Genomic DNA, 20,624 nt, shown 5'->3' with positions numbered 1-20,624 from the left:
AGACTTTACTTCACTATTAAAACCGACCCTGTCATCGTCTTTCGACCTGGACAGGTAAATATGTAATAATATACACCCGAGGGTACTATCTTGCCATTAAAAGTTCCGTCCCAACCTGTGGGTTCAAAACCTTTCTTTTCGTAAACACGCATACCTCTTTCATCAAAAACTTTCATTTCACAATCAGATACACCTTGAATCCCGGCCACTATCCAGTTGTCGTTTTGGTTATCACCATTAGGTGAGAACATATTGGGGATAACAATTTCTGGTTCACTGCAATCGGCAACCTGTGTAATTTCAAGACTTGCACTTCCTTCGCAGCCATTGGCATCTATTGTTGTTACAAAAAGAAGTGCTGGCTCTGTAATGGTTATTTCTTGTGTGGTTCCACCATTACTCCAGGAGAAGCTGCTGAAGCCATCGTTAACACGCAGCACTGCCTCATCACCAGGACAAATCTCCGCTACATCGGACGTAATCTCAGGTTGTATGGGTGCATTAACAGCAATGGCCTTATCCACAGTGCTTGTACACGAAGCTACACCAGTATATGAAATGCTTAAAGAGGGGTTTTGGGTTGGAATTGTGGTATACACATGGGTCGGTGATTGTTCTATGCTTGTACTGCCATCTCCGAAGTTCCAAGAGTATACAACAGTGGCGGTGTTGTCTACCGTAGCGTTGTTGATAAAGTTTATCACTTCATCGAAACATGCTGATGATGGAATAGTAAAATTAGCGACAGGTTGGGTAAAGAAAGATACTGGGAAATCGGCTGTTTCTTCAGAACAACCACTGAAGGTAACTCTTAATTTGTAGATGCCTGCCTGCGTTACATTAAGTGTAGTGGATGTTTGCCCACCAATATCAACACCATCCTTTATCCATTGGTAAGTTCTTCCCGCTAAGGAATTTACGTTTAAGGTTACAGGGGTACCCTGGCAAACCTGACCTGCTACATTGCTACCGATGTTAACATTACCCACATCTACAATGGCTGCCTGTTCTGAATCTTCAGTACCTATACAATCGCCAATCTTCAGTTTGAGGGTATAGATACCAGCCTTGGCAGCATCGATATCAGTAATAACAAGTTGGGGCACGGCTGTTTCAGAAGTAAAACCATTCGGGCCGCTCCATAGGTATACTGCACCAGCTTGCGACACCGCTGTAATGGTTAGGTCTGCCCCCGGACAGGCCGCGGCAATGGGATTAATAACTGCATCTGTCGGAATGGAACCAGAACCTGACTCAACTTCAAAAGGTAGAGATATAAGCGTACAGGCCCCTGCTTCACCTACGGCTTCAACGGTATAGCTACCGGCAACAGTTATGTCAGCAAAAGCATCAGTACCTGGCCCTTTAAAATTGGCTCCATCTTTTTTCCACTCGTAAGTAAGTCCGGGTAATTTTATGGCCTCCAGTGTTACTGTCTGACCAGGGCAGATTTTTATCGGAGCTTCATTGGTTATCAATGGTTGATGACAGTTTATATTTCTTAAGATGGTGATGGTGTTCGCTCCGGAAGTAACGGCTTGAGTAAAAACAATATCCGGTTTTGCATCACCATCAAAATCTCCCACCCTGCTAAACCAACCATTTTTAAATGCATTAACCGGTGATGCAATAAAGCCTGGTGTAGTCAGGTTTTTGTTATGCAGGAAGATACTGATGTTGGTATTGCCACGGTTGTTGATGATTACATCTGGAAAACCATCGCCATTAATATCTTCTGTTTCAACGCCAAAGGGACCTCCGGCAGTAATCAGCGTAATGGATTCTGCAGGCACAGAAACTGTTGAAGGAAATGGTGTTGAGCCTGCATTAGATTTATTTAATAACACAAAAGATTGGGTTCCAAAAACACTGGTAACAGCCAAATCCAATTTTCCGTCTTTATTAAAATCACCTGAACTTATATCGTTGAATGTACCTGGCAGGTTAATCAATGTGGCTGGTGCAAAAGAGAGTGAGGTGCCACTTAAATTTTTTATAAAGAACAAATTAGATCCCTGATTCTGACTTGCAACAATATCCGGTCTTCCGTCACTGTCGAAGTCTTGTACCTCAAGCGCCAAAGTATTGGGAGCCCCAACCACCGGTACCTGCACGGGAGCGGCTGTATTAAAAATAATATTGCCACCACTGCTTTGGTTTTCTATTACATAAAGAAAACCTGAGTTGGCAGAGTTTGCAATGATTAATTCTGGTTTACCATCACCATTGAGATCTCGGATTTCAATTTGTCTTAGCGTTTGCCCTGCATTTAAAAACACTTCTACAGCAGGCGCAAAATCGGGTGTTGCACCACTAATATTTCTGAAGATATAAAAGCTGTTGGCTGAGGCACCTCCCCTGGACGCAATAAGATCGGGTTTACCATCTCCATTCAAATCGCCACAAGCAATGTTTTCTGTTGATTGATTAATATTCAACGAAGGCAGGTTATTTTTTTCATAGCGATCGAAAAGTGGTGTACCTATGGTGCTTTTGTTATGCAAAATAATTAGATCCGTCCCCGCCACATTTTTAGTACCTGCCAAATCCGGCTTACCATCTCCATCCAGATCACAAGAGCACATATCAAAAACAGGAACTGTATTACTTGAAATAATCTGGGACTGGAACTTTGAAGGATCAAAAGTCGCACCATTGAAGGAGGGCAGAAACTTGAGTTGAGATTTGGCTGAAAGCCTGGAGGTAACGTTAATTACTTCAACGTTTTCGTAACGCGCCTGAGGTGGTACAGTTACTTCTATAGACAAATCGGTGGCAACAATATTTGTGCCTTGCACGTGATCAAAAAACACCCTGAGTGAAGCAGCATTATTGCCAAAGCCTGTACCCGTTATGACCACACGATTGCCCGGAAAGGTTGGTGAAGGCGTTACGTTAGCAATAACCGGTATTTGCGCATAGGCTGCCGTTGCAAAAAACAGGGCAGTAAACGTGTAAATAAAAAAATTCCTCATCTTCTAATCATGTACGGTTAACAACCAGGCATCTCTAAACATTTTCATTTTCCTGTATTTGTCCCTTTCTGCTCTTGCTACTTCTATAGCGTCAGTCTTCAAAAGGTAAACATACCACAGGTTTTTAAGCGTTAAATGACCATAATCAGCGTTAAACTTCAAATTAGCCAATCCTTCTGAAAAATGCTTTGCATTGGCATCAGATTTAAATACACCAACGATAATATAATCACCATAATCCAATTCATCCTTGTGATTACCTTTTGGCACAAATTCATGTCTTTCTGCATGCGGATGTGCATCAGGTTCGTCACCATGGTGTTCTGTCGGATTATCATCGTGAATTTCCAAACGTGAAATACGTTCCGTTTCGCCATGTTCGTCTTCGTGGGGTGGAGGGGTTACTACTGCTGCAACAGCCTCTTGCCGCAGTCTGGGGCCACCTGTTTGCTGCTTGGGCACAGAATCCTTTTTTATAGGTTCAGGTTGAATTTTAACAGGCTCAGGTTGTTTAATGGGTTCTGCTTTTATTGCCAGTGCAGCCTGTCTTTTTGCTTCCTCAGCCTCTGCTGCTTGTCTGGCTATTTCTTGCTGTTTTCTCTCTTCCGCTTGTTTTAGCGCGAGTGCCTCCTCTGCTTGCTTTTTGTTTAAGGCTTCTTTTGCAGCAGCATCTTTTTTGGCCAGTTCCTCCTGTCGTTTCGCTTCTTTTTCTGCGGCTTGTTTTTGTGCAAGTGCTTCTTGTGCTTCCTTTTTAGCCAGTGCCGCCTCCTTATTCTTAAGTGCTAGTTCCTCGCGTTTTTTCTTCTCTGCCGCCAGTTGTGCAGCAGTTTTCTTTATCGTTTTGGGCTTCGTGGTCGATACAAATGAATAGACTTCCAGGTTCTTTATTTTGGGACCTAATAAATAACTCATCTGTAATTCGAAAGAAGGACTGCTCAGATCAGACACCCCTGTGTTGTTGAACGAAAATGAAGCACCCATTGCCAACAACTTATTCAACTTTACACCACCCAAAGCAGAAATACCAAAATCCTGCTTATAAGAAGCGCCAAACCAGAGTGTATGATTAAGATGTACAACACCGGCCGCTTCTAACTGTGCAGGCAATCCACTATTAATTCTGTAGAGTAAATAGGGTTCAAACACGTGTTTAAATTTTGAAAAATAAAAACGGTGGCTCCCATGAACGATAAAGGCCTGCAAGGGATTAACTTCCTCGATGGTGAAACTTTTTGTGCTTACATAGGTTGGCGCAAATAAGCTTGGTATGGCCACACCAATATGCGTATGCTTTAGGTGAAATGAGATTCCCGCATTGCCTAATAGGGTAAAACTATTTTCCAATGCATTGGCCAAAGCCGGATCGCTTGCTGCGTTATCGTCTAACTTTGCTAAATCAATATTATTCATGGCCGCCCCTGTGGAGAGTCCAAATCTGATATAGCGGTGATCACCAAAATCAAGCTCATACGCAAGGGATCCCTGTAAACCGGTATGGCTTAGCAAGCCACGCGTTTCGTTATTGATCAAAAAGCCCATATTGAGTCCTGCTTTTGCAGGCGTATGGAAACTAAGATTTATTGCTGAGGGGGACTCGTTAATGCCCAACCACTGTTTGCGGTATGCCAATGATAAAACCCTTTGTCCGTCCGCCCCCGCAAATGATGGATTGATTGTATAGGGATTAACAAAAAATTGGGTAAAATTGGCATTATTCTGAGCCCATGAAATGCACCCAATGCTAAGAAAGATTAATATGAAAGGTATCTTGATTACGTTCATTAATAACCATTAAATGTTTAATCTATCAAATTTACTTAAGTTTCAACAATTATACTCCATTAGGCAGCATAAGAGCCTTTTACAACATCATTAAACCTAAAATAATTATCGCGCCAAGAACGCCATTTTTCATGAAGCAACATACGCCCTTTATTTTATTTCTATTTTTTATCGTTAATCTGATTTCTTGTTTAACGGTTAAAGCGCAGGAATTTTCTTTAGGCGTTAAAGCCGGCCCCATTGTATCGCTTTCTGTTATCGCAGATAAATTTGACAGAGAAGAATTTTCGCAACGTTTAAAATTTGGTTATGCAGGTGCAGGTCTGATTAGTTTTCCGCTTAAGGACAATTATTATTTTGTGGTTGAAGGTGGTTTCTCACAACGCGGCAGAAGAATACTTTCAAATGATGACACCTGGAGGAATGTAGCGACTTACTATTTTGGGGATGCGACTATGTTGCTGCGTAAATCATTTCCCTTTCAACTTAAGCAAAACATCCCCTCCAAATGGTTTGTTAATGTGGGGCCCCACATAAGTTATTGGATAGGTGGTAAAGGAAAAATCGGCACCACAAAATACCAGGATTATAAAATTGTTTTTGAACCTATGCCTGTACAACCCCCGGGTACTGGTGCTGATTTTGATAAAATGTATTACTCCGATATTAACCGTTGGTTGTTTGGTGTAAACATCGGTGTGGGATTTGAGGCACCGTTAAGACGTAAACAGAAAATCACAACGGAGATCAGGTTTACCTCAGGCCATACCTTTTATGGAGACACCAATAGTGCCCAGTGGAGAACACTTGGCTTCTCTGACAACCTTCGCGCGAATGAAAAATTTCTTACCATCAGTGCCGCTTATGTTTTTGATTTCAATTTAAAAGAAGGAAAGATGGGTAAGAGTACCAAGGACAAGGAAATGAAGCGCAAGCCAGTAAAAAAGAGAAGGTAAGTTCAGGCATTCATAAAATCAGGCATAACCATTGGCACCGCTGTAGTGGACTGCACCGATGAATAATAGTACAACAAGCGCAGATAGTAAGATACCCTCCGCTCACACCTAACGATAACGATTGCGGTAAGATTTCCGCAATAATCCTTAAATGCAATACTTTAATTTTAATTTAGCGTCCGTTTATTTAAAAATTCAACATGCTACCAGCTATCAACCCAACTGACACCAGTGCCTGGCGAAAACTTGAAATGCATTTCATGATGATGCAGGCAACACATTTACGCGAATTATTTTCCGAAGATCCTGAACGATTTTCTAAGTTTAGTTTAACGTTGAATGATATCCTGCTGGATTATTCAAAAAATATTATAACCGAAGAAACTATACAATTGCTGACAACGCTTGCCGCTGAAACTGAATTAGCCACTGCTATTCAGTCGATGTTTACTGGTAAGGTTATTAATCAAACTGAAGGCCGTTCTGTTTTACACATTGCCCTGCGCAACAGAACTAATACTCCAATCTTTGTAGAGGGCGAGGATGTGATGCCCCAAGTGAATAAAGCACTTGAACAGATAAAAGATTTTTCTTCAAAACTACTGGAGGGCACTCATAAGGGCTATACCGGTAAACGCATTACTGATATTGTAAACATTGGTATTGGTGGTTCTGACCTGGGGCCGCTCATGGTTACGGAAGCATTAAAGCCGTACTGGCAAGGCATTACACCACACTTTGTTTCGAATGTGGATGGCACTCATATGGTTGAGACGCTTAAAAAGGTAAATCCCGAAACGACTTTATTCATCATTGCCTCCAAAACTTTTACTACACAGGAGACCATGACCAATGCCGAAACTGCACGCAGTTGGTTTATTGAAAAAACCAAAGACGCAAGTGCTGTCTCCAAACACTTTGTTGCTGTATCTACTAACGAAAAGGAAGTAGTAAAATTCGGCATTGATCCGGCTAATATGTTTGTATTCTGGGATTGGGTAGGCGGACGTTATTCCTTATGGTCATCCATCGGCTTAAGCATTGCCTGTACTATAGGCTTCAAAAATTTTGAACAACTTTTACAAGGTGCGCATGACATGGATGAACATTTCCGCACGGCAAGTTTTGAAAAGAATATGCCGGTGTTGCTCGCACTTATCGGCATCTGGTATAATAATTTTTATGGTGCTGCTTCTGAGGCCATCTTACCTTATGATCAATACCTGCATCGCTTTGCTGCCTATTTTCAACAAGGCAATATGGAGAGCAATGGTAAATCAGTAGACCGTAATGGCGAGCCTGTTTCTTACCAGACAGGACCAATCATTTGGGGAGAACCCGGAACAAACGGGCAACATGCTTTTTATCAATTGATTCACCAGGGTACTAAACTAACACCTTGTGATTTTATTGCGCCAGCAATTAGTCACAATCCTGTTGGTGACCATCACGATAAATTGTTGTCAAACTTTTTTGCTCAGCCCGAGGCACTTATGCAGGGTAAGACATATGATGAAGTGGTTGCTGAATTAAAGAAACAAGGTATGAGCGCTGATGAAATTTCCTTTCATGCGCCCTTCAGGGTATTTGAAGGTAACAAACCAACGAATACGCTACTGGTAAAACAGATTACACCGCAAACATTAGGATCACTCATTGCTTTATACGAACATAAAATTTTTGTTCAAGGAATCATCTGGAATGTATTCAGCTTTGATCAGTGGGGTGTTGAATTAGGAAAAGTATTGGCCAAGAAAATACTACCTGAACTTACACAACCTGGCGAAGTGAGCTCGCATGATGTCTCAACGAATGGCTTAATCAATCATTTCAAACGATTGAAGTTTCAATGATTAAGAAATTGTTAGGAAAGTAATACCCTTCCCGTATTTTTGGCGGGTTTCAATCTATGGCAAACGAAAAAATTAAGAGAATTGGCGTCTTTACATCCGGTGGAGATGCCCCTGGCATGAACGCAGCGATTCGCGCTGTAGTAAGAGCAGGCATCTACTATCAGAAGGAAGTATTCGGCATCATGCGCGGATATGAAGGCATGATTGATGGTGATATTGTAAAGCTTGGTGCACGTTCGGTAGGTAACATCATCCAACGAGGTGGTACTATTCTGAAGACGGCACGCAGTAAAGAATTTCGCACCAAAGAAGGGAGACTAAAAGCTTACAATAGCCTGAAGAAAGAGGGCATTGATGCCTTGGTCGCTATTGGTGGTGATGGGAGTTTTACAGGATTACATTATTTGACTGAAGAATTTGGAATTCCTGTTATCTGCATACCGGGTACTATCGATAATGATTTAACTGGTACGGATTATACCATAGGTTACGATACCGCCACCAACACGGCTGTAGAGGCGATTGATAAAATACGTGACACAGCACTCTCACACAATCGTTTATTTTTTATCGAAGTAATGGGACGCAACTCCGGATACATTGCTGTTAACAGTGGTATTGCAGGAGGTGCTGCAGCGGTGATTATTCCTGAAGAAACCATGAGCTTCGATGATCTAATGACCTTGCTCACAGCCGGTGAAGGCTCGAGCAAAAAATCAAACCTGATTGTCGTAGCAGAGGGCTCCAAAATTGGCGGTGCCACTGAGCTGGCTAAAAAAGTAGCCGAACGTTCTGATTACTTTGATATTAAGGTAACCGTGTTAGGGCATTTACAACGCGGGGGCTCTCCCACTTATTTCGATCGAGTACTTGCGAGTAAGATGGGTGTTGCCGCAGTTGAAGGTATTTTAAATGGTCAAACCGATGTAATGGTTGGTATTCGTAACAATAAAATTGTTTACAACAGTTTTGATACCATTATTAATCACATCCATGAGATAGATCAGGAATCACTTCGCATTGCAAAAATACTTTCCATTTAATGAATGCAATCGCCAATAACAACCATCGCATAAAACAAAATGATGCTTGTGTATTGGCGATTGCATCTGACCTCTTTAAACCATTATTAACAGATGAAAGCAGTAACAGTAGGTATTGATATTGGCGGCACAAATACAAAATTTGGTGTTGTGGATCGCGATGGAAATGTATTGACGCAGGGCAGCATCTCTTCTAAAACTCATGACGATTCTTTTGATGCGTTTTTTAAAGACATGGCTCAAGCCATTCGTAAATCGCTGAGTGAAATCGGGCCTGCTCAACTGCTGGGTATTGGTGTAGGTGCTGCCAATGGTAATTATTACCATGGCACCATTGAGCATGCTACGAATCTACCATGGAAAGGGATTATTCCTTTAGCGGATATGGTGAAGCATGAATTTAACGTACCCTGTATTGTTACTAACGATGCCAACGCAGCCGCTGTTGGTGAAATGGTGTTTGGTGCAGCCAAGGGCATGAAGGATTTTATTGTGATTACCTTAGGCACTGGACTGGGCAGCGGTATTGTTTGTAACGGTCACTTAGTAAATGGGAAGCACGGCATTGCTGGTGAAGTGGGGCATACCTCTGTTAACCCTGCTGGTCGTCATTGCAATTGCGGTAAGCGTGGTTGCCTTGAAACTTATGTTTCTGCTACAGGTATTAAAAGAACAGTCTATAAGTTACTGGCTGATCATTTAGAAGACAGTGTATTGCGGGAAATCAGTTTCGAGAGCCTGGACACTAAAATGATTACGGATGCTGCCTTGAAGGGAGATGTAGTAGCCAAAGCATGTTTTGATTACTCAGGCAGAATTTTAGGAATGAAACTGGCTGAGACTGCTGTTCATACTGATCCGGAAGCCATCTTCTTGTTTGGCGGTTTATCGTTGGCGGGAGATTTGATTTTCAAACCAACCATACACCACATGGAGGCTAACATCATGCCTATTTTCAAGGGCAAGATAAAGATACTACCATCAGGTTTACAGAATCAGGCAGCTTCAATTTTAGGCGCGAGCAGTCTGGTTTGGGATTATCTGGAGAAAAAGACTACTCTGGCGAACTAAGCCAAGAGAATATAAGATCAACTTGCTTATTGGCTCCTGAAAAAGGAACGAAGGAAAATAAAAGAGGCTGCCCGATGAAAGCAGCCTCTTTTTATAAGTATTGATTAACGATTAATTTTCAACACCAAGTTCTTTCAATGTCTTTTCAATTGCCGCTGCCTTGGCATCTTCGCCAAGATAGTAGTACATCATGCTTAATTTATCCAACACTTCAATACGAGAGTTGGTATCATCAATTTTCATAGTATTGGCTTTTTCCCAATAAGGAAGTGCCAACTTATACTTATCAACTAAAAGCTTATCTAATTCAAGCTTCTTCTTTTGATCTTCTTTTGTGATGCCAAGGTTGTTCATTTCCTTCTTCACTTTTTCTGCATCGATCAAATAGATTTGTGCGAGGTAGTATTGTGCATCAAAATAGGCAGGATCAATTTTCAATGCCTGGAGATAATTAGCTTTAGAATCATCCCACTTCTCCAGTTTAGAGTTAACATAACCCAAATAGAAGTGTAAAATTTTATTTTCCGGTTCTTTTGCTACTGCTGCCTCCAGGCCACCTTTTGCATCAGCGATCTTATTGAGGTCAATTAATAAACCAATTTCAACTTTAGGAAAATTTCCATCGGCAGGGAATTTAGCTTTTGCTGTTTGTGCCCACTTTAAAGCTTCTTCTTTATTTTCAAGTGGACCGCTGTAGGTATTAATAATCAATGAGTAGGCATCTACTGATTTTCCTCCTTTGTCTAAATAGGTTTTGAACTGATCTATTGCCGCCTGGTACTCTTCTTTCTGATAGTAGGCATAACCACCATAGAAATATGCTGTAGAATCATCAGGAATTATTGTTTGTGTTTTTTTGAAGCCAGCAATTGCTGCATCGAAATCATCTTCCTGGAATGCACTTGCGCCTTTGTTCAAATAAAAGTTTGCCAGCACAAGCATTTGCTGTGACTTCAACTGAGGAAGACCCATAGCATCCTGTACAAAGTATTCCTTGCCCTTAGACATGCCGTCAGCTTTTTCGAAAGCAGCCAAAGCAGTTGTTAGAGGTTCAGTGGCTAAAGCTTTATACTCTTCGTTAGAAGTAGTATCTAACGCTGCATAAACAAGACCTTTGTAGTAGAAAGTCTTGCCATCTAATGAAAGCTTAGGATCCGTTTCTGCGAGGTCAACCATTTCTTTAGCCTCTTTCAACTTTCCATCCTTCCAAAAGTTAAGGACTTTATTCAGGTTTGGCTTCACTGGCTTTTGCGCAAATGCCAAAGCCGGAGCCAGTAATAAAATCAGAATTGCTTTTTTCATTTTAGTTCAGGTTTATAATCAAATTTAGTTATTGGTTGTCGGTTTCTGGTGCCTCAGCTTCAGGATTTTCGGTATCAGGTAGTTTATTATCCTGCTCTGTTGCATCACCCAATTCAGTAGCTACTCCTTCTACTTTTTGTATTTTTTCAACTGAAGAAATGCTGTCATCATCATTCAATTTAATCAATCTAACACCTTGTGTGGCACGGCCCATTACGCGTAATTCTTCTACTTTAATGCGTATAGTAATGCCAGAGCGGTTGATAATCATCAATTCATCATCATCTGCTACTTCCTTAATTGCAACAAGCTTGCCAGTTTTGTCCGTTACATTAATGGTTTTTACACCGATACCTCCTCTGCGTGTAATGCGGTAATCATCAATGGGTGAACGTTTACCGTAACCATTTTCTGAAACTACCAATAAGTTAGCATCATCGCGTGTAATACACACCATACCAATAACCTTATCGTTGTCGGAATCAAGTGTAACACCGCGCACACCGGCTGCCATACGACCCATCGGACGCACATCGCCTTCATCGAAGTGAACCGCCTTGCCTTCTGCTTTGGCAATGATAATGTGGTTTTTACCATTGGTCAAAGAGGCGTTCAACAAACGGTCACCATCGTTAATGGTAATGGCATTGATACCAGCTTGTCTCGGACGTGAGTAGGCTTCAAGTGCCGTTTTCTTTATCACCCCTTTTTCGGTACACAAAATAACGTAGTTGTTATTGATGTACTCTTCATCTTCCAATGACCTTACATTAATAACCGCTCTTACCGTATCTCCGGATTCGATATTCAATAAATTTTGGATAGCCCTTCCTTTTGATACTTTATTTCCCTCCGGAATTTCATATGCCTTTTTCCAGAATACTTTTCCTGAATCGGTGAAGATTAATAAATAATTGTGTGCGTTGGCAATAAATAAATGCTCAGTGAAGTCATCATCTTTAGTGGCAGCACCTCTTGATCCAACACCACCCCTGCCCTGCGTACGGTACTCAGACAACAAGGTGCGTTTGATGTATCCCTGATTGGAAATGGTAATCACCATGGCCTCATTCGGAATCATGTCCTCTGTGGTGATGTCATCTTCGGCAGGAACAATTTCTGTTCTGCGTTCATCACCATAGCGTTCGCGCAATTCACCTAATTCATCTTTGATGATCTGCATACGAATACCTTCGTTGTTCAGGATCTCGTTGAGTCGGTCAATCAAGGCCATTACTTCTTTGTATTCTTCCTGAATCTTGTCGCGCTCCAGACCTGTTAAACGCTGCAAACGCATTTCCAGAATTGCTTTGGATTGTATATCGGATAATCCGAAACGCATCATCAACTCTGCCTTTGCTTCATCAGGATCTTTGGAATTGCGGATCAATGAAATTACTTCATCGAGATTATCCAAGGCGATTAAATAACCCGCTAAAATATGTGCGCGTTTTTCTGCTTCAGCTAATTCGTACTTCGTTCTGCGCACAACCACTTCATGTCTGTGCTCTACAAAGTACTTGATCAGTTCTTTTAGATTGAGAGTATACGGTCTGCCTTTTACCAGGGCAACGTTATTGATACCAAAAGAAGTTTGTAGCTGTGTATACTTAAATAAGTTGGCTAACACCACATTGGGTATAGCATCCTTACGCAAGTCATATACAATTCTATAACCATCCCGGTCAGACTCATCGCGCAGTGCGGTGATGCCTTCTATTTTCTTTTCATTGATCAGGGCCGCTGTTTTTTCAATCATCTGTGCCTTGTTCACCTGATAAGGTATCTCGGTTACAATGATCTGATCTTTGCCCTTTTCGTTCGTTACAATTTCTGCTCTCGAGCGCAGCATTACTTTACCGCGGCCTGTATGGTACGCTTCACGTACCCCGGAAACGCCATAGATAATACCGGCAGTCGGGAAGTCAGGCCCTTTGATAAACTGCATGAGGGCATCTATTGAAATATCGTTGTTATCGATATAGGCAATAACACCATCAATTACTTCGCGCAGGTTGTGGGGCGCCATGTTGGTAGCCATACCTACTGCAATACCTGAAGCACCATTCACCAATAGGTTGGGAAGTTTGCTGGGCAATACCGTTGGCTCAGTAAACTGATCGTCATAGTTCGGTTGGAAATCGACCGTATCCTTGTTTATATCGGCCAGAATCTCCTCTGCTATTCTCCTTAAACGCGCTTCGGTGTAACGCATAGCGGCTGGTGCATCACCATCCACCGATCCAAAGTTACCCTGTCCGTCAACCAGTGGGTAGCGAAGTGACCAATCCTGCGCCATACGCACAAGGGTGTCGTAAATAGAAGCGTCACCATGAGGGTGATACTTACCCATTACATCACCGACAATACGGGCTGATTTTTTATAAGGCTTATTGTAGTTAACGCCCAATTCCAACATGCCATAGAGTACCCTTCTGTGTACGGGCTTCAAGCCGTCACGCACATCGGGTAACGCGCGTGAAACAATTACCGACATCGAATAATCGATGTAGGCTGTACGCATTTCATCTTCAATGTTGATCGGGATGATACTCTGTCTGCCAGGTTGCAGACTACCAGTTTCTTCTGCCATGTATACTTAAGTGGTTAAGGCTGTTTTTTCAAGCGCGCAAGATAACAAATATGCGGATAGAATGCGCTGTTTAAAGACGAATTATAGAAGTATAAATGAATTGAAAATCAGTGATTTGTAGTAAGTAAAAAGTGTAGCTGGAAAGCCGTCAGCCATGGGCTTAATAGGGGTTTAATTTCCTGTTATTTCTGCCCTTGTATTTGATTAGCGTAGGATGGTTTTCTCCATAGTACGGATTCTGTTTTTTGTAGATCGGATGCACCTTGCTTCGGTACTGTTTATTGCCATGTACATGATTTACCTGCGCCCTGCAACCGTCAATGACACACCTACGCAATTCAGGGAAGCGGTAGGTAGCACCAACATTGATATACAAGGCATTGAAGCGATGCTTTATGCCAAGACCTGTTTCAGGTACGGAGATGGTGAAGTTTTTTATGTCGTAAGATGGGCGGACAAAAAGCCGGAGGTATTCACTCATATCCCGCTCTACCGTTAAACCCAGGTTGTAATAAATACCTTTCTGAATTTGACCAAGGTCAAAGGCCTTGCTGGGCTTATAACTGCCTATCTGCGCATCAACTACCAGCAGATAATATTGATATCGGTAGACGGCAACACCTGCCATACCAAAAATTTTACGCATGAAGCCGCCTCTGGCGGCAGGTGAAAATTCGGCAATCTCGTTTTTGTAAGTAAGTGGCCGGAAGTTTCCCACCGTCATGTATTCATACGAAATACCCCCTCCGATGCGGTAGCGCTTCCACTCGTAGTGTAAGGTGGCTTTAATGGGGATATTCAAACCTCTTCCTTTAAAACCTAAGCTAGCCGTATCGGAACTTACCCTGAAGCTGGCAGGCAGTACCGGGAGCGTATCGCGTACGGTAGTATTAAACCAGTTAGCATATTGTGGAAAGCTGTTGCCCGTATAGATTAGAGGGGCTTCACCGGGGTTCTGTTGTATACCGAAGCCATTCAGGTTGTGCTTGAAATACGAGATACCAGCCCCTGTGCTCAGGCTAAAAGTAAGCTTGCTCAACAGAGGAATTCCGGTTTTCTTGTTTTTAACGTAGAAATATTCAAGGGGAATGGTCGCCTGCTTGTCTGTTTCATACTGTGCAAACAGGTTGGGCATCCCCACAAGGGTAAGCAATAAGCACGGTATAAGCCTCCTTAATTTCAGATTATGAGTTGATTAAGCTTTAAAAATAGAAAAATTATGCGATAGTCGCAGTCCAAAAAGCAAAGACAATGCCCAATAAGGTAATGTAATGCTGAAACTTATAGGGTTTTTAGCTGCGCTATTACATCCATTGGCTTATCCGCACTAAACACAAAATTACCAGCAACCAGCACATTGGCACCTGCCGCTATCAGGGCTTTTGCGTTGTGCTGATTTACCCCGCCATCAATTTCAATTAAAGCCTTAGAACCTCTTGACTCAATCAGCTGTTTTAACTGCTTCACCTTGTCATAGGTACGCTCAATAAATTTCTGACCTCCAAAGCCTGGATTTACCGACATCAGACAAACAAGGTCTATGTCTTGAATAATATCTTCTAATGCACTAACAGGCGTATGTGGATTCACCGCCACGCCTGCTTTAATGCCTAACGCTTTTATCTGCTGAATATTTCGGTGCAGGTGCGCGCAAGCTTCAATATGAACTGAAATAATTTCGGCTCCTGCCTTATGAAAAGCTTCTACGTATTTTTCTGGCTGCACAATCATGAGGTGTACATCCAAAGGTTTTTTAGCGTGGCGTTTAATGGCTTCTGTCACTGGAATACCAAAGGAGATATTGGGAACAAACACACCATCCATAATGTCGATATGCATCCAGTCTGCTTGGCTCTCATTCAACATTTTTACTTCTTTTTCAAGGTTGGCAAAATCTGACGCCAGTACAGATGGGGCTATTAAAGCGCTCATGAATATAAATTTTGAGCAAAGATAGCCCTTAGACTTTAGCGAACGTTTATGATTTTAAAAATATCCGTTTGGCCTGCCTGATTAATTCTGACCTGGAACAATCCTACTGGAAATTCAGTGATGTCCATCCGTAATCGCCCCTCGCTCAACAACTTCGAACCGTCCAGCTGTTTGAGCAAGGTGCCCTTCATATCCCAAACCTCTACTTGCAGCGGTTGCGACTGAATTACCTGTACTGTTTCAATCATTACAAAACCGCTATCTGCCGGATTAGGATAAACAGCAAAGCGGGAAGATTCAGGGTTTTCCAAGCCTGCTACGAGCTCTAATCTTAATCTTACCTCTGCAAAGTTTGGAACACCATAACCCAACTGATTATTAGGACTTTCTGCCAACGAAGCCGAGGCTTTGAGTACTTCAACTATCTCATCTTTGGTGAGTGTATCGTAACGTTGAATAATACCCGTAACCAGGCTTGCCATTAAGGGTGAAGCTACCGATGTGCCAGAGGTAGTGCCTGTATTGCCCGTGTTGCGCACCACAAAAGTACCGGAGCCCATGGCGCAAAGATCTGGCTTAATTCTATTGTCGCTGGTTGGTCCGATGGAACTGAAGGCACTTTTAATTTCTGTGGAGGTAACTGAGCCTACTGCAATAACGCCTACAGCGTCTGCAGGTGGTGTTACCAGTTGCCAGGAATTATTGCCTTCATTACCGGCACTTACTACTACAACAATACCTCTGTCGGATGCCAATTGCGCAGCTCGGGTTACCACTGCTGTATTGCCGTCTAATTGCAACTTTGTATAATTCATGGTTGCATTATCGAAAGTATTGTAGCCGAGTGATGCATTGATGACATCGATCCCAGCACTATCTGCTCTTTCTGCTGCAAACAACCAGTTATACTCTTCTATTCTGTACTCCGACCCAACATCTTCTGTCAGGTATAAATGGTAATCGGCATTGTAGGCTCCTCCAATAAAACTGTTCTCGACAAAGGCGGCCATTACACTTAATACCTCAGTACCATGGTCATCATTGCGATATACATTGGTCTGCCTGTTTACAAAATTGTAAGTGTCTTTTATATTGTCCTGCAAGTGACTGAAAGGCGTAACTGTATTTACACCAGGAAAACCAGAATCAAATACGGCAACTTTAACACCCTCTCCACGAATATTTAATTCGTGCATGGCATCCAGTCCTAACATGCTAAGCTGGCTGGTCGTTTTAATTTCTTTAGTAGAAGAGGTTCTGGCACTCAGGAAAGAGGAGCTATTTGTTGCTGCATTGCTGTTTAAAACACCCGGAGCAACTAATTCAACCCTGTCTACCGAAGGAAGTGCCTCAATGGTGGGGAGCAAGGCTACATCGCATTGGATAAGTAAAGCATTAAACCAGCGCGAGGTATAAAAAGTGAGTGCACCTGTTTGTTTTACCTCACTTACATAACTTGCATTTACCGGTAGGTCTTGCGTTGTAACTTCAACTTCATTTTTGATTCGCCTGTTAATGGCACGTTGGGATAAAAACTGCTGTGGTGCTGCTATTGAGAAATTAGAATTGTTCTTGTCTTTAAAAAATACAACATAACGGTTAACCTGCGCTTCTGCGAATGAAGTGAGTGCAATGAATAGCAGCAGTAATAAGATTCTACAGGCGACCATATTCAAGTAATACTTGTTCTTTAATAACACCACTTTCAATGATTTGTTGCCCTATGCAGGACTGACTATTACTGCAATATACAATGGTTTCTACCCTTCCTTGTATTAAACCCACGCCCCGTGCGTATGTTTCACTGCGCACATCATTGCCTACAATAAGATCGGTTTCATCTTTCTGAACAACTTCAATTACATCAGTAAAATTCAGGTTGCCTACACGCAAAGGCTGTGCAAACAAACCTAACTTATAAATCTCTTCTCCATAAGCATTGTAAATATTCCCATCCCATGTTCGGTCTTCTGTTAAGGGCAGTGCCAGCTTTACGAAACTGATGTTGCCTTCCTGTACAATAACCTCGCGCTCATTAAACAAGGCCGACCAGGTTTCAGAAGGAACCCAGGGTTGGTCTGCAGAAGGTCTTGTGCTTAGTTGCATCACATAAGTAAAGTAACCATTGGTAGACGCTATTGAGTCGATTATTTCAGTTTTTAACTGGTAAGTAGTGCTCTCTCCTTCAGGTCCATTAACATATTCAGTCTCGGTAATGGCGTAAATATGATAAAGCCCCCCATGTAAGGGCATATATTCATGGTCTTTCAGCCGCACAATACCCTCCACATCCGCTGACTCGCATGAAAGCACCAGCCAAAATGCCAGTATAAAAGATAAACCCCTAAAACTCAGCTTCAAATTCATTCAATTGTAAATTCTGGAATTCATATTCTTACAAAGTTATTTTTTCTTTTCAACTTTGGCCATGCCTTTAAAAATGATTGTAAAAGTAGGTAAAGTGACCAACCTGAGCGATGCCCGCTATTGTGCGGGTATGAATGTGGATTTATTGGGTTTTGTAACTGTAGAAAATCAAGAAAATTACCTGGCACCCAAGGAATTTCAAGATATACGTGGCTGGTTATCAGGGCCTCAAATTGTAGCAGAGATTTACGGACTAAGCAGTGCTTCGGAGTTGGCCGACATTATTGAACACTATAAACCAGACTATCTGGAGCTGAGCAAAAAAGAACTCCCCTTAGTGGATGGCAGCCTGCCCCTGATTATAAGATGGACAGATGATGATTTTGATAAAGCAGGAGACCTTGTAAATCTCTATGCTTTAATTGTCGATAAGGCACAGCTAAACAACATGGGAAATACTAAAAAGAGTATTAAGTTGTTAGTTGAGGCAGAAAACCTAAGTGAAGTGGAAGAAGTTACAACCCAAACAGGTGTACACGGTATCGTATTGAATGGTACGCAGGAAGAAAGTCCGGGGCTAAAAGATTACGACCATCTTTCTGAAATATTAGAACGTTTAGAAGTTGAATAAGTATGACTGAAGCACAAGCTGTCAAAGAGATTCAGGTATTAACCGAGCAGATCAATTATCATAATGATTTGTATTATCAAAAGCATAAGACTGAAATATCAGATTATGAGTTTGATCAGTTATTAAAAAAGTTGCAAGCCCTGGAAGATCAGTTCCCGGCACTTAAGCTAATCGACTCTCCTACGCAGCGTGTTGGTGGTGCCATCACTAAAAATTTTCAGACAGTAATTCATCAATACCCCATGCTTTCTTTGAGCAATACCTACTCCGTGCAGGAACTCGAAGACTTTGATGGGCGTGTAGCCAAAGGGTTGGATGGTGAAGCGTACGAATACTTTTGCGAATTAAAATTTGATGGTGTATCCATCAGCCTGATTTATGAAGACGGTGTATTGGTTCGCGCTGTTACCCGTGGCGATGGTGTACAAGGTGATGATGTAACTACCAATGTACGCACCATACATTCTATACCCTTAAAAATAAAAGGCAATATCTTTCCAAAGAAGTTCGAAGTGCGTGGAGAAATTTTTCTTTCCAAAGAAATTTTCCTGCAACTGAATAAAGAACGCGAAGACATTGGCGAAGAAAAATATGCCAACGCCCGAAACACTGCCTCTGGCACTTTGAAGATGCAAGACTCTGGTGAAGTGGCCCGCAGAAAACTTGATTGTTTTGTTTATTACCTGTTGGGCGAAGACGTAAACAGCAAGACACACGAAGAGAGTATACACAAACTTGAAAGCTGGGGCTTTAAGGTCTCTCCTACTTATAGCCAGTGTGCCAATATTAAAGCTGTTACTGATTATATAGAAAAATGGGAGAAGAAACGCCTGGAACTTCCCCTTGAAACTGACGGTGTAGTAATTAAAGTGAATAACCTGGAGCAACAACAGCAGTTGGGTTTCACCGCGAAAAGCCCACGCTGGGCAACTTCATTTAAATACAAGGCTGAAAGTGTCAGCACAAAACTAAATGCCATTACTTATCAGGTGGGTAGAACAGGTGCCATTACACCTGTGGCAGAACTTGAACCGGTGTTTTTAGCAGGTACTACGGTGAAGCGTGCCTCCTTACATAATGCTAACGAAATTGAAAGACTAGGTTTGTGTCTTGGAGATTACGTATTTGTTGAAAAGGGTGGAGAGATTATTCCAAAGGTTACCAGTGTTGATCTTAGTAAACGTTCGGAAGGACTGAAGCCCGTACAATACATAAACCATTGCCCTGAATGCAATACCTTACTTGTTCGGGAAGAAGGTGAAGCGCAGCATTATTGCCCAAATACACTTGGCTGTGCGCCTCAGATTCGAGGTCGTGTAGAACATTTTATTCAGCGCAAGGCGATGGACATCGATTCGCTGGGTGAACAAACCATCAGGCAATTGAACGAACTCGGACTGGTTAATAGCCCTGCCGATTTATACGATTTAAAAAAGGAAGATTTATTAAAGCTTGACAAAGTAAAAGATAAGTCGGCTCAAAATATGCTCGATGGCATCAATGCTTCAAAAGCCGCTGCTTTTGAAAGTGTGTTGTTTGGTATCGGCATACGCCATGTTGGTAAAACTGTAGCTGAAAAAATTGTCAGGCATTTTAAAAATATCGACAACATTGCCAACGCCTCTCTGGAGGAATTGTTGAAAGCACCAGAGGTAGGTGAGAAAATTGCACAGAGCGTTTTTAACTTTTTCCGAGATGAAAGAAGTAAACTGGAAATTGAAAGACTGCGCAAAGCAGGCTTAGCAATGGAAAGCAGTGCCAAAGAACCAGAGAAAGAAAGCGATGTACTGAACGGGAAATCTTTTGTTATCTCGGGTGTTTTTCAAAATTATGAGCGCGACCAACTGCAGGACATTATACTAAAAAATGGTGGACGCATTTTATCTTCTGTGTCAGGCAAGCTAGACTATTTAGTGGCTGGTGATAACATGGGACCATCAAAGAGAGAAAAAGCAGAGAAGCTTGGGGTGAAAATTATCTCTGAAAAGGAGTTTGAGGAACTTTTAAAAGGCTGATTCGGCTGACTCCGATAAAAAATACTAACTTGACGTTTTGGCACATAACCCATTATCAAAATAACCAGCGGCCATACCATGTGTCCGGAACAATCAAAGCTTGA

At 42.0% G+C, this 20,624-nt stretch carries 14 protein-coding genes; 6 read left to right on the top strand and 8 right to left on the bottom strand.

The window, feature by feature from the left end:
- Window positions 1-5: 5 nt before the first annotated feature.
- Window positions 6-2,975, bottom strand: coding sequence for an FG-GAP-like repeat-containing protein (locus ACO1XM_RS13625; protein WP_486229881.1), 2,970 nt, complete (start codon window positions 2,973-2,975; stop codon window positions 6-8).
- Between the two features lie 3 nt (window positions 2,976-2,978).
- Window positions 2,979-4,757, bottom strand: a complete 1,779-nt coding sequence (locus ACO1XM_RS13620; RefSeq protein ID WP_486229879.1) for a PorP/SprF family type IX secretion system membrane protein — start codon at window positions 4,755-4,757, stop codon at window positions 2,979-2,981.
- Between the two features lie 131 nt (window positions 4,758-4,888).
- On the opposite strand from ACO1XM_RS13620, the gene ACO1XM_RS13615 reads away from it, so the two are divergent.
- From ACO1XM_RS13615 to ACO1XM_RS13600, 4 genes are all read left to right on the top strand, one after another.
- A complete protein-coding gene (locus ACO1XM_RS13615) occupies window positions 4,889-5,713 on the top strand; it encodes an outer membrane beta-barrel protein (protein ID WP_486229877.1) in 825 nt (274 codons plus the stop codon).
- A 200-nt stretch (window positions 5,714-5,913) separates the two neighbouring features.
- A complete protein-coding gene (gene pgi / locus ACO1XM_RS13610; protein ID WP_486229875.1) occupies window positions 5,914-7,566 on the top strand; it encodes a glucose-6-phosphate isomerase in 1,653 nt (550 codons plus the stop codon).
- Window positions 7,567-7,622: 56 nt separating this feature from the next.
- On the top strand, window positions 7,623-8,609 hold the full coding sequence (pfkA, locus tag ACO1XM_RS13605; protein WP_486229873.1) for a 6-phosphofructokinase: 987 nt from the start codon (window positions 7,623-7,625) through the stop codon (window positions 8,607-8,609).
- 93 nt (window positions 8,610-8,702) lie between these two features.
- Window positions 8,703-9,680 (top strand): ROK family protein, encoded by a 978-nt coding sequence (locus tag ACO1XM_RS13600; RefSeq protein WP_486229871.1) that lies wholly within the window; start codon window positions 8,703-8,705, stop codon window positions 9,678-9,680.
- Window positions 9,681-9,791: 111 nt separating this feature from the next.
- Here the strand turns inward: ACO1XM_RS13600 and ACO1XM_RS13595 are convergent, their stop codons facing one another.
- From ACO1XM_RS13595 to ACO1XM_RS13570, 6 genes are all read right to left on the bottom strand, one after another.
- Window positions 9,792-10,982: a tetratricopeptide repeat protein gene (locus ACO1XM_RS13595; protein WP_486229869.1), complete on the bottom strand. Its 1,191-nt coding sequence runs from the start codon at window positions 10,980-10,982 to the stop codon at window positions 9,792-9,794.
- Window positions 10,983-11,010: 28 nt separating this feature from the next.
- Window positions 11,011-13,575, bottom strand: coding sequence for a DNA gyrase subunit A (gene gyrA, locus ACO1XM_RS13590; RefSeq protein ID WP_486229867.1), 2,565 nt, complete (start codon window positions 13,573-13,575; stop codon window positions 11,011-11,013).
- Between the two features lie 160 nt (window positions 13,576-13,735).
- Window positions 13,736-14,710, bottom strand: a complete 975-nt coding sequence (locus tag ACO1XM_RS13585) for a hypothetical protein (protein ID WP_486229865.1) — start codon at window positions 14,708-14,710, stop codon at window positions 13,736-13,738.
- A gap of 146 nt (window positions 14,711-14,856) precedes the next feature.
- Window positions 14,857-15,507, bottom strand: a complete 651-nt coding sequence (gene rpe / locus ACO1XM_RS13580) for a ribulose-phosphate 3-epimerase (RefSeq protein WP_486229863.1) — start codon at window positions 15,505-15,507, stop codon at window positions 14,857-14,859.
- Window positions 15,508-15,542: 35 nt separating this feature from the next.
- Window positions 15,543-17,177 carry a S8 family peptidase gene (locus tag ACO1XM_RS13575; RefSeq protein WP_486229861.1) on the bottom strand — a complete coding sequence of 545 codons (1,635 nt, stop codon included), beginning with the start codon at window positions 17,175-17,177 and terminating at the stop codon, window positions 15,543-15,545.
- Window positions 17,164-17,874 carry a hypothetical protein gene (locus ACO1XM_RS13570; RefSeq protein ID WP_486229859.1) on the bottom strand — a complete coding sequence of 237 codons (711 nt, stop codon included), beginning with the start codon at window positions 17,872-17,874 and terminating at the stop codon, window positions 17,164-17,166. Before ACO1XM_RS13570 ends, ACO1XM_RS13575 begins: the two co-directional genes overlap by 14 nt.
- A 73-nt stretch (window positions 17,875-17,947) precedes the next feature.
- On the opposite strand from ACO1XM_RS13570, the gene ACO1XM_RS13565 reads away from it, so the two are divergent.
- Window positions 17,948-18,505 carry a hypothetical protein gene (locus ACO1XM_RS13565; protein WP_486229857.1) on the top strand — a complete coding sequence of 186 codons (558 nt, stop codon included), beginning with the start codon at window positions 17,948-17,950 and terminating at the stop codon, window positions 18,503-18,505.
- Window positions 18,506-18,507: 2 nt separating this feature from the next.
- Complete coding sequence (ligA, locus tag ACO1XM_RS13560) at window positions 18,508-20,520, top strand: NAD-dependent DNA ligase LigA (RefSeq protein WP_486229855.1); 2,013 nt, start codon at window positions 18,508-18,510, stop codon at window positions 20,518-20,520.
- Window positions 20,521-20,624: the final 104 nt, after the last annotated feature.

The sequence above is a fragment of the Chryseotalea sp. genome (assembly GCF_057350905.1).
The sequence above is the reverse complement of the archived record's forward strand: the minus strand, read 5'-3'. Positions and strand labels throughout refer to the sequence as shown.